Below are 14,164 nucleotides of genomic sequence, written 5' to 3'. Positions count from 1 at the left end.
GGCCGCCCGATGACGGCCCATCGTCAGATCGCTTGCGCCCGCCCCGGAAACGTCTCGTCGTAATCGCCGCTATCTTCCGGCTCCGCCGCTGTTCCGCGTTGCTCGCGATAAGCCATGGGCGGCAGACCGAACTGTTTGCGGAACTCGCGGCCCAGATGCGACGCATCGGAAAAACCGCAACTCGACGCGATGTCCGCAACGGTCTTATCCGAACTCGTCAGCAGCCACGCGGCGGTGCGCAGCCGCACCTGCTTCGCGTAGGCTTGAGGCGCCTTGCCGGTTTCGGCCTTGAAGAGCCGCTCCAGCTGTCGCGGCGACAGATCGAGCTTGCGCGCCAGTTCTTCGAGCGGCAGCGAACGCCCGACATGCTGCTCCATCAACAGGATCGCGCGCTTGACTTTCGGATGCGCGGCGGGCGCGAGGCCAGGCGGATGCGGCTGAGGCGCATTGCCTTTCTGCATATCGTCGACGAGCAGGATACGCAGCGCCTTCTGCACCGTCGCCGTTTCGAAGTGGCGCAGCAGGATCGCGGCGGCCACGTCGATCGACGCGCGTCCGCCGGAACAGGTGATACGCCGCCGGTCGATCACGAAGAGCCGGTCCGCGACCAGCGACTCTTCATTGACCGACGGAAAGCGCTCGATGAAATCCCAGTAGTGAAACCAGCTCACACAGATACGGTGGCCTTCCAGCACGCCTGCGCGCATCAGCGAGAACACGCCCGTGCACATGCCGACGAGCGTGGCCTCCGACGCGGCGGCGCGGCGGATGAACGCGAGCGTGGCGTCGTTCGTCGCCGGGCCGGAGTGCAGCAGGCCGCCCACCACCACCACGTAGTCGAACGGCTCGGCGGCGTCGAAGGTCTCCCACGGCGTGATCTGAATGCCGCAACTCGCGCGCACCGGGGCGAGGGTTTCCCCTATGACGCTCCACGAGCAGCGCACCGGCTTGCTGAAATCGCCCTCGTCCGCAGACAGGCGCAACAGATCGACGAAACCCGAAAACGCCGTCAAGGTGAAGTTCGGCAGCAGGATGATCCCGAAGCGGATGCGCTGCTTCGCGGTGCCGTCTATCGATTGTGGAGGAAGCAGTTCTGCGGAGTTCATGCGTGCAGCCAGCAAATGGAAAGGTTGATCCGAGCATAGCACCGGGACTCGCCGTGACGGGAGCCGAACGTCGGCGGCGCTCGCCATCAGGCCAGCCGCGCCGCGCGCTGCGTGCCGCGCTTTTCGCAAAAGCGTCAGAAGTCTTCGTGAATCCGTCGCGGGCCTTTGCGGGCGGCCGTATTGGCGTCACTATCCCACCGTGATGCCGCTTTTATTCTATCGGTCCAAATTGGCGTGCGGTGCAATAGAGGCACTTTCCGGAAACCGTCATTGCAACGCAAAAGGCAGCCATGAACGTCAGCGTGTTCGATCTGTTCAAGATCGGTATCGGTCCCTCAAGCTCGCATACAGTCGGGCCGATGATCGCTGCCTGCCGCTTCGCGTCCCATATCGAGGACGCGAATCTGCTGGGGTTCGTGCATCGCGTGAAGGTCGAACTGTTCGGCTCGCTTGGCGCGACGGGTAAAGGGCACGGCACGGACAAGGCCGTGTTGCTCGGCCTTGAAGGCAATCTGCCCGACGTGATCGACCCGGACGTGATCGAGCCGCGTCTGCAGGCGATTCGCGAAACGAAGCAACTGGTGCTGCTTGGCAAGCGCGCGGTGCGGTTCGAGGAGCGCGAGCACCTCGGTTTCTTCCGAAAGCTGATGCCAGGCGCCGCGGGCTCCGGCATCGTGCATCCGAACGGCATGCGTTTCCAGGCGTTCGATGAAGAAGGGCAACGCCTCGTCGAGAAAGAGTATTACTCGATTGGCGGCGGCTTCGTGGTGAATCGCGAAGGCGACCGCGTGAATGGTCTGCGGGCAGGCGCCGACGTGCCGTATCCGTTCCGTACCGGCGACGATCTGATGCGCGTGTGCCGCGAAAGCGGATTGTCGATCGCGCAGGTGACGTTGCGCAACGAATGCGCGTCGCGTCCAGAAGCGGAGGTGCGCGAAGGACTGCTTGCGATCTGGCGCGCGATGTCGGCGTGCGTCGAGCGAGGCTGCAAGGTGCGCGGCGAGTTGCCCGGTCCGATGCACGTAAAGCGCCGCGCGGCGGATCTGTGCGGGCAATTGCGCTCGCGCTCGGAAGAGTCGCTGCGCGATCCGCTTTCCATGCTCGACTGGGTCAACCTGTATGCCATGGCCGTGAACGAAGAAAACGCCGCGGGCGCCCGGGTCGTCACGGCGCCGACCAACGGCGCGGCCGGCGTGATTCCCGCCGTGCTGCATTACTACGTGAAGTTCATGCACGCGTCGAGCGATGAGGGCATCGTCAACTTTCTGCTGACCGCCGCGGCGATCGGCATCATCTACAAGGAAACGGCTTCGATCTCCGGCGCCGAAGTGGGCTGCCAGGGCGAAGTGGGCGTGGCGTGCTCGATGGCCGCCGCGGCGCTCGCCGCCGTGATGGGCGGCACGCCGACGCAAGTGGAGAACGCCGCCGAAATCGGCATGGAACACAACCTCGGCATGACCTGCGATCCGGTGGGCGGCCTCGTGCAGATTCCGTGCATCGAGCGCAACGCAATGGGCGCAATCAAGGCGCTGAACGCGGCGCGCATGGCAATGAAGGGCGATGGCCAGCACTACGTATCGCTCGACAACGTGATCAAGACCATGCGCGAAACCGGCGCGGACATGAAAACGAAATACAAGGAGACGTCGCGCGGCGGCTTGGCCGTGAACGTCATCGAATGTTGAACCTGTTGATCTGAGACCGCTGTGAAGCAACACGCACGAGCACTGACAGTCTGTACCCAAAAGGACCCACGATGAGCCGCTATTCGATATTCAGCCTCCTGCGCAACGGAATGTCGTACCACGAAAACTGGGAGCGACAGTGGAAGAGCCCGGAGCCCAAACGTGAATACGACGTGGTGATCGTCGGCGGCGGCGGCCACGGGCTCGCCACCGCCTACTACCTCGCGAAAGAGCATGGCGTGCGCAATGTCGCCGTACTGGAAAAAGGCTGGATTGGCGGCGGCAATACCGCGCGCAATACGACGATCGTGCGCTCGAACTATCTGTGGGACGAGTCGGCGGCGCTGTACGAAAAGGCCATGAAGCTGTGGGAAGGGCTGTCGCAGGATCTGAACTACAACGTGATGTTCAGTCAGCGCGGCGTGATGAACCTCGCGCACACGCTGCAGGACGTGCGCGACACCGAGCGTCGCGTGAATGCGAACCGGCTCAACGGCGTGGATGCGGAATTCCTCACGCCGGCGCAGATCAAGGAAATCGAGCCGACGATCAATCTGAATAGCCGCTATCCGGTGCTTGGCGCGTCGATCCAGCGCCGCGGCGGTGTCGCGCGTCACGATGCGGTGGCATGGGGTTTCGCGCGCGGCGCGGATCAGGCGGGCGTGGACATCGTGCAGAACTGCCAGGTGGTCGGCATTCGTCGCGACGGCAGCCAGGTGACCGGCGTGGACACCACGAAGGGCTTCATCAAGGCGAAGAAGGTGGCAATCGTCGCGGCGGGCAACACGTCCACGCTTGCGGATATGGCCGGCGTGCGCCTGCCGCTCGAAAGCCATCCGTTGCAGGCGCTGGTGTCCGAGCCGATCAAGCCGGTGGTCAACACGGTGGTGATGTCGAATGCGGTGCACGCGTACATCAGTCAGTCCGACAAGGGCGATCTGGTGATCGGCGCGGGCGTGGACCAGTACACAGGCTTCGGGCAGCGCGGCAGCTTCCAGATCATCGAAGGCACGCTCGAAGCGATCGTCGAAATGTTTCCGGTGTTTTCGCGTGTGCGTATGAACCGCCAGTGGGGCGGCATCGTGGACGTGTCGCCGGACGCCTGCCCGATCATCAGCAAAACCGATGTGAAGGGTCTTTATTTCAACTGCGGCTGGGGCACGGGCGGCTTCAAGGCGACGCCGGGTTCGGGCTGGGCGTATGCCCATACGATCGCGAAAGACGAGCCGCATGCATTGAATGCGCCGTTCTCGCTGGACCGTTTCTACACCGGTCACCTGATCGACGAGCACGGCGCGGCCGCTGTTGCTCATTGACGCCCGCCTACCGCCAGACGCAAGGACAAAGCTATGTTGCTGATCGAATGCCCGTGGTGCGGACCCCGCGCCGAAACTGAATTCTCCTGCGGCGGCGAAGCGGACATCGCCCGGCCGCTCGACTCCGAGCATCTCACCGACCGCGAATGGGGCGACTACCTGTTCATGCGCAAGAACCCGCGTGGTGTGCATCGCGAACAATGGCTGCATACGCAAGGCTGCCGACGCTGGTTCAAGGCGCAGCGCGACACGGTGAGCTATGAAATCCAGAGCTACGAGACGTTCGACCGTCCGCTGCTCACGATGGACGGCGCTCAGATGAACCCTCAGGTGGACGCTCAGGCAGACGCCCGGTCACAGATGCAGTCGCAGGCTCGGGCCGACGCGCCAAGCAGGGTTCAGAACAGCACACAGGAGGGCAACGCATCATGAGCCAGAAAGACCGACTCCCGAGCGGCGGACGCATCAACCGCGCGATCGTTCTGAACTTCACGTTCAACGGCCGTCGATATCAGGGTTATCAAGGCGATACGCTTGCATCGGCGTTGCTCGCGAACGGTGAGCACTTCGTCGCGCGCAGCTGGAAGTATCACCGGCCGCGCGGCATCGTGACGGCGGGTGTGGAAGAGCCGAATGCGGTCGTGCAGCTCGAAACCGGCGCAGACACGGTGCCGAACGCACGTGCGACCGAGGTCGAGCTGTATCAGGGGCTCGTTGCCACCAGTGTGAATGCGAAGCCGAGCATCGAGAAAGACCGCATGGCGGTCAATCAGAAGATCGCGCGCTTCATTCCGGCGGGCTTTTACTACAAGACGTTCATGTGGCCGCGCAAGTTCTGGCCGAAATACGAAGAAGTGATTCGCGACGCCGCCGGTCTCGGCAAGGCGCCGGAGCAACCCGACGCGGACCGCTATGACAAGTGTTTCGCACATTGCGACGTACTGGTGGTCGGCGGCGGTCCGACGGGTCTGGCTGCGGCGCACGCGGCGGCGCTTTCCGGCGCGCGCGTCACGCTGGTCGACGATCAGCCGGAACTCGGCGGTTCGCTGCTGTCGTGCCGCGCTGAGATCGACGGCCGCCCCGCGCTGAACTGGGTGCAGAAGATCGAAGACGAATTGCGCCAGATGCCCGACGTGAAGATCCTGTCGCGCAGCACCGCATTCGGCTATCAGGACCACAATCTCGTCACGGTGACGCAGCGGCTGACCGAACATCTGCCGGTCACGCAGCGCAAGGGCACGCGCGAACTGATGTGGAAGATCCGCGCGAAACGCGTGATTCTCGCTACCGGCGCGCACGAGCGTCCGATCGTGTTCGGCAACAACGATCTGCCGGGCGTGATGCTGGCTTCGGCGGTCTCCACTTATGTGCACCGTTATGCGGTGCTGCCGGGGCGCAAGGCCGTGGTCTTTACCAACAACGACGACGGCTATCAATGCGCGCTCGATCTGAAGGCGGCCGGCGCGCAGGTCACAGTGATCGATCCGCGCGCGGGCGAATCGAACGGTACGTTGCCCGTACTCGCCCGGCGTCACGGCGTGAAAGTCATGACCGGCGCGGTCGTCACGGCGGCGCACGGCAAACTGCGGGTGACGTCGGTCGATATCGCGTCGTATTCGAATGGACAGGTCGGTGTGAAGCAGGGCGAAGTGCAGTGCGACCTGCTCGCCATGTCGGGCGGCTGGAGTCCGGTGCTGCACCTGTTCGCGCAATCGGGCGGCAAGGCCCACTGGCACGACGGAAAAGCCTGCTTCGTGCCGGGCAAGGCAATGCAGCCCGAGACGAGTGTCGGTGCGTGCTCCGGAGACTTCAGGCTGGGTTCAGGCATCCGCTTCGCGGTGGACGCCGGCGTCGAAGCAGCACGCGCGGCGGGTCATATCGTGGCGCGGCCGAATCCGGTGCAGGTTGCCGAGATCAGCGAGGCGCCGATGCAGCCGCTGTGGCTCGTCGGTGGCCGCGAGATGGCAACGCGCGGTCCGAAGCAGTTCATCGATTTCCAGAACGACGTGTCCGCAGCGGATATTTTTCTCGCTGCACGCGAGGGCTTTGAATCCGTCGAACACGTGAAGCGTTACACGGCGATGGGCTTCGGCACCGATCAGGGCAAGCTCGGCAACATCAACGGTATGGCGATTCTTGCGCAGGCGCTCGGCAAGACGATTCCCGAAACCGGCACCACCACGTTCCGTCCGAATTACACGCCTGTCACGTTCGGCACGTTCGCGGGCCGCGAGCTGGGCGAGTTTCTCGATCCGGTGCGCAAGACAGCGGTGCACGAATGGCATGTCGAAAACGGCGCGGCATTCGAGGACGTCGGCAACTGGAAGCGCCCCTGGTATTACCCGAGAGCCGGTGAGGACCTGCATGCGGCCGTCGCACGTGAATCGCTCGCGGTGCGCACGAGCGTGGGCATACTGGATGCGTCCACGCTCGGCAAGATCGACATTCAGGGCCCCGATTCGGCAAAACTCCTGAACTGGGTGTACACGAATCCGTGGAGCAAGCTGGAAGTGGGCAAGTGCCGCTACGGTCTGATGCTCGACGAAAACGGCATGATCTTCGACGACGGCGTGACTGTTCGCCTCGCCGAGCAGCATTACATGATGACCACCACGACGGGCGGCGCGGCGCGCGTGCTTACGTGGCTCGAACGCTGGCTGCAGACCGAATGGCCCGATATGCGCGTGCGTCTCGCGTCGGTCACCGATCACTGGGCGACGTTTGCCGTGGTCGGGCCGAACAGCCGCAAGGTTCTGCAGAAGGTTTGCCACGACATCGACTTCGCGAACGGCGCGTTTCCGTTCATGAGCTATCGCGAAGGCACGGTCGCGGGCGCGGCGTCGCGGGTCATGCGCATCAGCTTCTCCGGCGAACTGGCATATGAAGTCAATGTACCGGCGAACGTCGGACGCGCGGTGTGGGAAGCGCTGATGGCCGCGGGCGCCGAATTCGACATCACGCCATACGGCACGGAAACAATGCACGTATTGCGCGCGGAGAAGGGCTACATCATCGTCGGCCAGGATACGGACGGCTCGATGACGCCTTACGACCTTGGCATGGGCGGTCTCGTCGCGAAGTCGAAAGACTTCCTCGGCAAGCGCTCGCTGACGCGTACGGATACGGCGAAGGCGGGGCGCAAGCAACTGGTCGGGCTGCTCTCCGACGATCCGTCGTTCGTGATTCCGGAAGGCTCGCAGATTGTCGCAGGTCCGTTTCAGGGGGAGACCGCGGCCATGCTCGGGCACGTCACGTCGAGCTATTACAGCCCCATTCTCAAGCGTTCGATTGCGATGGCCGTCGTGAAGGGCGGCCTCGACAAGATCGGCGAAACGGTCACGGTTCCGCTTTCGAGCGGCAAGCAGATTGCGGCAAAGATCACCAGTTCGGTGTTCTACGACAGCGAAGGAGCACGTCAACATGTGGAATGAAACGAGAGGGACGGCGTCCGTTGTGGATCGCGCGGTCGGCAGCCAGACCGGCGTGTGGCAGGAATCGCCGCTGGTGGGCGTGGACGTGCTGCTCAAAAAGCATCAGGCGACGGCGTCCGCTGCGTTCAGGCTCGCCGAACGGCCGTTTCTGGAACTGGTCAATGTGCGGGGCGATACGCGCGACGCCGCGTTCATGCATGCGGCAGAAGGCGTAATCGGCTGCCGTCTGCCGGAAAAGGCAAATACGGTCGCGCGCGGCAACGGCTACGACGTGATGTGGCTCGGTCCGGACGAATGGCTCGTGCGTTCGGCCACCGCGCACGACGCCTCGCGCACCGCACCGTTGCAGGCGAAACTGGGCGCTGCGTTTGCGGGCGTCTTCGCGTCGGCGGTGGATATCGGCAGCGGTTATACGGTGCTCGAAATCAGCGGCACACGTGCCCGCGAAGTGCTGGCGCGCGGCTGCCCGCTCGATCTGCACCCCAAACTGTTTGGCGACGGACAGTGCGCGCAGAGCCACTATTTCAAGGCATCCATCACGCTGCTGCCTACCGGCGCCGATCGCTTCGAAATCGTGGTGCGCCGCAGTTTCGCGGATTACTTCGTCAAAATCATGCTCGACGCAGCCGAGCCGTTGATGTCGTCATGAACGGCGGCCGGCGCATCCAACGGCGCCGCTCGCGGTGTTGCTGGTTCGTGGCGGTTCTTTTTCTGACATGACGTCCACACGTATCGCCACTGCGCGTCTCACCGAGCGCGCCTGTCATCAGGGCGACGCCGCTGCCGCGCTCGCGCTGCTCGACCAGAGCATCGTGTTGCGGCACCGGCGCATCGCGCTGATCCGCTATCTCCTCGCGCAACGACTCGGCGCGGCGTTGCAACCGCGCCATCATGAATACGTCCAGCGGATTGCGTCCCAACTCGATACACAAGCGCTGGCTCGGATTGCGGCCGCCGCACACGTGCGCCTGCGTGGATGATTCACGTACGGCAAACGCGGCGCTTCTGACGAATGCGGGTAACGGCGTCTGCGTTCCATTCCGATGACGCATTCCTTCTATGTGCCCGATTTATGTCGACATCTACTGAAAGTACTCCGGAAGACTTACGCGGCAAGCGCCGCATCGACAAGGGGATCACATGTCCGTTACCTCACCGCCGCGCGCGAGCGCAGCCGCACGGCTCGAACGCCTGCCGTTTTCCGGTTATCACCGGACGCTCTTCATCATCATCGCCGTTGCATTTTTCTTCGACTCCGTCGATCTCGGCACGATGACCTTCGTGCTCGGCTCGATCAGAACCGAGTTTCATCTGTCGAGCGCGGCGGCGGGACTGGTCGCTAGCGCCAGTTTCTTCGGCATGGTGATCGGCGCGGCAATTGCCGGGCTGCTTGCAGACCGGTTCGGCCGCCGTCCCGTGTTTCAGTGGAGCATGGTGTTGTGGGGACTCGCGTCGTACCTGTGCTCGACCGCGCAGAGTGTCGACGCGTTGATCTTCTATCGCGTGCTGCTCGGTTTCGGTATGGGCATGGAGTTTCCGATCGCGCAGACGTTGCTGTCGGAGTTCGTGCCGGCGGCATCGCGCGGCCGCCTGATCGCGTTGATGGACGGATTCTGGCCGCTCGGCTTCATTGCCGCGGGCGTGGTGTCGTATTTCGTGCTGCCTACGCTCGGCTGGCGCACGGAGTTCGCGTTGCTGGCGATCCCCGCGGTGTTCGTGCTGATCGTTCGACGCGTCGTGCCCGAGTCGCCGCGCTGGCTCGAACATCGCGGCAGGCTCGGCGAGGCGGACAGCGTTCTCGCCGAAATCGAAGTGAAGGTGATGAAGTCGAACGGGCTGAGTCAATTGCGTGCGCCCGTGATGCTGACGGAGCCGGAGGCCGCAAAAGGCACGGGCGCGTTTCGCGAAATATGGAGCAATGCTTATCGTCGCCGCACGATCATGGTGTGGACGCTGTGGTTTTTCGCGCTGCTCGGCTTTTACGGATTGACATCGTGGTTAGGCGCGCTGATGCAGCAGGCTGGGTTCGCGGTGACGAAGTCCGTGCTCTACACCGTGCTGATTTCGCTTGGCGGCATTCCCGGCTTCGTCTGCGCGGCGTGGCTCGTGGAGCGTTGGGGACGTAAGCCGACGTGCATTGCCTCGCTCGCGGGCAGTGCGGTGATGGCGTACATCTACGGACAAACCGCCTTGCACGCGCAGACGCCCACCTTGCTGATCTGCGCGGGGCTCGCGATGCAGTTCTTCCTGTTCGCCATGTGGGCCGTGCTTTATACCTATACGCCCGAGCTGTATGGGACGGGCGCGCGGGCAACGGGTTCCGGGTTCGCGTCGGCGATCGGGCGGGTCGGCTCGTTGATCGGCCCGTATGTGGTTGGCGTGGTGCTACCCGTTTTCGGTCAGGGCGGCGTGTTTTCTCTGGGTGCGATGTGCTTCGTGATTGCCGCGGCGGCGGTGTGGATTCTCGGGATCGAAACGAAGGGTCTGGCGCTGGAGACACTGGTGTCCGAAGCGGTCGAGCAGGACGGGCAAGGCGTGTTGAGGCCGGTGCAGGAGTGAGCGGCTTTACGCTGCCCTCTTTGTCAGTGGGGGCAGCGCGTCGTCTTTTGCGGATCGCGCGATGGATGACTCCATTCGGGCCAAACGCAATACGGCGATCTCTCGGATGTCCCGCGTTGACCGCCTCTGCGGTTCAACGCTAGCGGGTCAGAGTGAATGGGTGCTGACGTCGGCCGCCACACCCGCTCTGCGCGCAGCCACCCCATTCGCGACGAAATAGGCCGTCTCCACACGCGCCAGTGCGGCGCGCCCGCGAATCCGGTCCGCGATCTTTTCCGCCAGCATGATGGTCGGCGCGTTCAGATTGCCGGTGGTAATGCGCGGCATGATCGACGCGTCGACAACGCGCAATCCTTTCATGCCATGCACGCGGCCTTCGTTGTCCACCACCGCCATCTCGTCGTAGCCCATCTTGCACGAGCATGACGGATGAAACGCCGTCTCCGCTCTGGCTCGCACGAAATCGTCGAGTTGCGCATCGGTTGTCAACGCCGCGCCAGGATTCAACTCACGGCCGCGATAACGGTCGAGCGCGGGTTGGCGCATGATCTCGCGCGTAATGCGAATGCCGTCGCGGAACTCGCGCCAGTCGAGCGGATCGGACATATAGTTGAACAGGATGCCGGGATGCGCGCGAGGATCGCGCGACTTCAGCCTGACGCGCCCGCGGCTTGGCGAGCGCATTGAACCGACGTGCGCCTGGAAACCATGCATCCTGATCGCGTTCGAGCCGTTGTAATTGATTGCGACTGGCAGAAAGTGATACTGGATGTTCGGCCACTGATCGTCGTCGCGTGTACGGATAAAACCGCCTGCTTCGAACTGATTGCTCGCGCCGATGCCCGTGCCGTTGAGCATCCATTCGAGGCCGATTGCCGGCTGGTTCCACCATTGCAAGGCAGGGTAGAGCGACACCGGCTCCTTGCATTCGTACTGGATATACATCTCCAGGTGGTCCTGAAGATTTTCGCCCACACCAGGCAGATCGTGCACGAGTGGTATGTCGAGCGCTCGCAGCCAGTGCGCGTTGCCCACGCCGGAACGCTGCAGCAGTTGCGGCGAGGCAATCGCGCCGCTGCAGACGAGCACTTCGCGGCGCGCATGCGCGTTCTTCGCATTACCGTGATGCAGATATGCAACGCCCACTGCGTGCTTGCCCGAAAAAAGCACGCGATCGGTGACGGCGTGCGTGACGATGGTCAGATTCGGGCGGCCTTTCGCACGGTCGAGATAGCCGCGCGCCGTGCTTGCGCGTCGTCCGTTAGCCGTGACCGTGCGGTCCATCGGGCCAAACCCTTCCTGCTGGTAACCGTTCAGATCGTCGGTACGCGCAAAGCCGGCCTGCACGCCCGCTTCGACCATTGCGGCGAAAAGCGGATTATTGCCCGGCTTGCTCGTGGTGACGTGCACCGGACCGTCGCCGCCGTGGTAGGCATTCGCACCCACGTCGCGCGTTTCGGCTTTGCGGAAATACGGCAGGCAGTCCAGGTAGCTCCAGTTCTCGAGACCGGGCAGCGCAGCCCAGCCGTCGTAATCGAGCGCATTGCCGCGGATATAGCACATGCCGTTGATCAGCGAGGACCCCCCGAGCCCCTTGCCGCGCCCGCATTCCATCCGCCGGTTGTTCATGTGCGGTTCGGGATCGGTCTCGTAAGCCCAGTTATAGCGGCGGCCCTGCAGCGGATAGGCGAGCGCCGCCGGCATCTGCGTGCGAAAGTCGAACCGGTAGTCCGGGCCGCCCGCCTCCAGCAACAGCACGCTGACGTCCGGGTCCTCGGTGAGGCGCGACGCGAGTACGTTGCCCGCCGACCCGGCGCCGACAATGATGTAATCGTATTCGCTCGAAGCCATGACAGCGTCTCCTCAGAACACCGGTTGATAAGGACCGAGTTCGACCTGAACCGACTTGATCCGCGTGTAATGTTCGAGCGTGGTCATACCGTTCTCGCGGCCCACGCCTGATTGCCCGTAGCCACCCACCGGCATCTCGGCCGGCGACTCGCCCCACGTATTGATCCAGCAGATGCCCGCTTCGAGCCGGTGAATCACGCGGTGCGCCCGCGCGAGGTTTTCGGTGACCACACCTGCAGCCAGACCATAAGCGGTGCGATTGGCGCGTTCGATGGCTTCTTCCTCGTCGTCGAAAACAAGAAGGCTCATCACCGGCCCGAAAATTTCTTCCTGCACGATCCGCATGTCGTCGCGGCAGTCACTGAACACCGTTGGTTCGACATACTGACCCATCGCGAACACGCCTGCCGTGAGACGCTTGCCGCCGGCCACGAGCCGCGCCCCTTGCTGCACGCCGCTTTCTATGTAGCCGAGTACTTTCTGTAATTGCGCAGCGCTTGCGAGCGGGCCGAAGTTGGTGTCCGGGTGTGTCGGCGCGCCCACGCGAATGCGTGCGGCGCGCGCGAGCACCAGTGCTTCGAAGCGCTCGGCTACGCTGCGTTGCACGAAAACCCGCGTGCCATGGGTGCACACCTGGCCGGAACTGAAGAAGTTGGCGCTCATCGCGATATCGGCGGCGCGTTCGAGGTTGGCGTCGTCGAACACGATAAGAGGCGACTTGCCGCCGAGTTCCATTGTCACTTCTTCCAGCGACGATGCACCCGCGAGCGACATGACCTTTTTGCCCGTTTCCACGCCACCCGTGAACGATATTTTCTCGATGTCAGGATGCACGGCGAGCATCGCGCCGACCCGTCCGTCGCCCTGCACGACGTTGAAGACACCGGGCGGCAAACCGGCTTCGGTATAGATCTCCGCGAGTTTCGATGCGGATAGCGGTGTGACTTCGCTCGGTTTGAAAATCATCGCGTTGCCTGCCGCAAGCGCGGGTGCGGACTTCCAGCACGCAATCTGGATCGGGTAATTCCATGCGCCGATGCCGGCGCACACGCCGAGCGGTTCGCGCCGCGTATAGACGAACGAGGTGGAACGCAGCGGAATCTGCTGTCCTTCGATGGCGGTCGCGAGGCCGGCGTAGTACTCGATCACGTCGGCGCCCGTCACGATGTCGACCGCGCGTGTTTCGGCGATCGGCTTGCCCGTGTCGCGCGTTTCGAGCGCGGCGAGTTCGTCGTTGCGTTCGCGCAGAATCTCGACCGCGCGGCGCAGGATGCGCGAGCGTTGCATCGCCGTCATCGCCGCCCATTCGCGCTGACCTTCGCGCGCCGACCGCACCGCACGATCGATGTCGCCGGCCGACGCCTGCTGCACGCTCGCGAGCGTTTCACCGGTGGCAGGGTCGAGCGTGTCGAAGGTCGCTTCGCTGGTTGCATCCACGTAGCCGCCGTGGATGTACAGACGTTGCAGTGCGAATACCGCCATGACCTGCTCCTTTGCTGAGGAAAAGTTCGCCGCTCTCGTGCCGCTCTCGTGCCGATCCGCGCCAATCCGCAGCCATTGCTAGGCGTCGGGCGCTGCTTTGCCGCCCTGCAACAGCAGATCGATATAGTCGTTGGCGACGCGCAGCGCCGCTCTGGTATCGAACGGTTCGCCGGACAGCGCGCCGCGCAACCACAAGCCGTCGATCAGCGCCGCAAGGCCGCTCGCCGCACGGCGCGCCGCCTGACGCGGCAACGCTTTCGAGAAGTCCGCGCACAGATTCGAATTCAGCCGCCGCGTGTTCACGTACTGCAGCCGACGCAACTGCGGCTTGTGCATGCTTTCGGACCAGAACGCGAGCCAGGTTTTCATCACCGCAGCGCTGGTCTGCCCGGCGTCGAAATTGGCCGCTACCACTGCGCGCAACTTCGCACGCGGATCGGCTTTTGCCGCGCGGCGTCTGCGCGCGGTGGCCTGCCACAGATCGCGCAACACGTGGCGCATGGTGGCCTCGAGCAACCCGTCCTTGTCGCCGAAATAATGGCTGACGATACCGGTGGAAATGCTCGCCCGCTGCGCCACCGAAGCGAGCGTGGCACCGGCGAGGCCGGCCTCGTCGATCGTCAGCAAGGTCGCGTCGATAAGCTGTGCACGACGGATTTCGCGCATTCCGACTTTGGGCATGGTGAGGGGCACCGCTGTTTTCGAAAGGGCATGGTAGGTTTTTTATATTGAGC

General features: G+C 63.6%; 11 protein-coding genes. 7 read left to right on the top strand and 4 right to left on the bottom strand.

Annotated elements, in window-relative coordinates; all coding sequences use genetic code 11:
- Positions 1–23: 23 nt before the first annotated feature.
- Positions 24–1,106: a GlxA family transcriptional regulator gene (locus AAGS40_RS20235; RefSeq protein WP_345814548.1), complete on the bottom strand. Its 1,083-nt coding sequence runs from the start codon at positions 1,104–1,106 to the stop codon at positions 24–26.
- A gap of 290 nt (positions 1,107–1,396) precedes the next feature.
- Between AAGS40_RS20235 and AAGS40_RS20230 the strand changes: the two genes are divergently transcribed.
- The 7 genes from AAGS40_RS20230 (at position 1,397) to AAGS40_RS20200 (ending at position 10,097) form a co-directional block, all read left to right on the top strand.
- Positions 1,397–2,791: an L-serine ammonia-lyase gene (locus AAGS40_RS20230; RefSeq protein ID WP_345814547.1), complete on the top strand. Its 1,395-nt coding sequence runs from the start codon at positions 1,397–1,399 to the stop codon at positions 2,789–2,791.
- 71 nt (positions 2,792–2,862) lie between these two features.
- On the top strand, positions 2,863–4,107 hold the full coding sequence (locus AAGS40_RS20225; RefSeq protein ID WP_345814546.1) for a sarcosine oxidase subunit beta family protein: 1,245 nt from the start codon (positions 2,863–2,865) through the stop codon (positions 4,105–4,107).
- Between the two features lie 33 nt (positions 4,108–4,140).
- Positions 4,141–4,539: a sarcosine oxidase subunit delta gene (locus AAGS40_RS20220; RefSeq protein ID WP_345814545.1), complete on the top strand. Its 399-nt coding sequence runs from the start codon at positions 4,141–4,143 to the stop codon at positions 4,537–4,539.
- The gene (locus AAGS40_RS20215) at positions 4,536–7,538 is read left to right on the top strand and encodes a sarcosine oxidase subunit alpha family protein (RefSeq protein WP_345814544.1); all 3,003 of its coding nucleotides are present in this window, start codon (positions 4,536–4,538) and stop codon (positions 7,536–7,538) included. Before AAGS40_RS20220 ends, AAGS40_RS20215 begins: the two co-directional genes overlap by 4 nt.
- Positions 7,528–8,187, top strand: coding sequence for a sarcosine oxidase subunit gamma (locus AAGS40_RS20210; RefSeq protein ID WP_345814543.1), 660 nt, complete (start codon positions 7,528–7,530; stop codon positions 8,185–8,187). Before AAGS40_RS20215 ends, AAGS40_RS20210 begins: the two co-directional genes overlap by 11 nt.
- A 67-nt stretch (positions 8,188–8,254) precedes the next feature.
- Positions 8,255–8,518 carry a hypothetical protein gene (locus AAGS40_RS20205; protein ID WP_345814542.1) on the top strand — a complete coding sequence of 88 codons (264 nt, stop codon included), beginning with the start codon at positions 8,255–8,257 and terminating at the stop codon, positions 8,516–8,518.
- 160 nt (positions 8,519–8,678) lie between these two features.
- Entirely contained in the window at positions 8,679–10,097 is a 1,419-nt protein-coding gene (locus AAGS40_RS20200) for an MFS transporter (protein WP_345814541.1), read from the top strand.
- Positions 10,098–10,244: 147 nt separating this feature from the next.
- Here the strand turns inward: AAGS40_RS20200 and betA are convergent, their stop codons facing one another.
- From betA to betI, 3 genes are all read right to left on the bottom strand, one after another.
- Complete coding sequence (gene betA / locus AAGS40_RS20195) at positions 10,245–11,948, bottom strand: choline dehydrogenase (protein ID WP_345814540.1); 1,704 nt, start codon at positions 11,946–11,948, stop codon at positions 10,245–10,247.
- Positions 11,949–11,960: 12 nt separating this feature from the next.
- Complete coding sequence (betB, locus tag AAGS40_RS20190) at positions 11,961–13,430, bottom strand: betaine-aldehyde dehydrogenase (protein WP_345814539.1); 1,470 nt, start codon at positions 13,428–13,430, stop codon at positions 11,961–11,963.
- Positions 13,431–13,508: 78 nt separating this feature from the next.
- Positions 13,509–14,111: a transcriptional regulator BetI gene (gene betI, locus AAGS40_RS20185; protein WP_345814538.1), complete on the bottom strand. Its 603-nt coding sequence runs from the start codon at positions 14,109–14,111 to the stop codon at positions 13,509–13,511.
- Positions 14,112–14,164 lie beyond the last annotated feature (53 nt).

The organism is Paraburkholderia sp. PREW-6R, from assembly GCF_039621805.1.
Taxonomy (GTDB): Bacteria; Pseudomonadota; Gammaproteobacteria; order Burkholderiales; family Burkholderiaceae; genus Paraburkholderia.
This window is presented reverse-complemented; position numbering and strand designations above follow the sequence as displayed.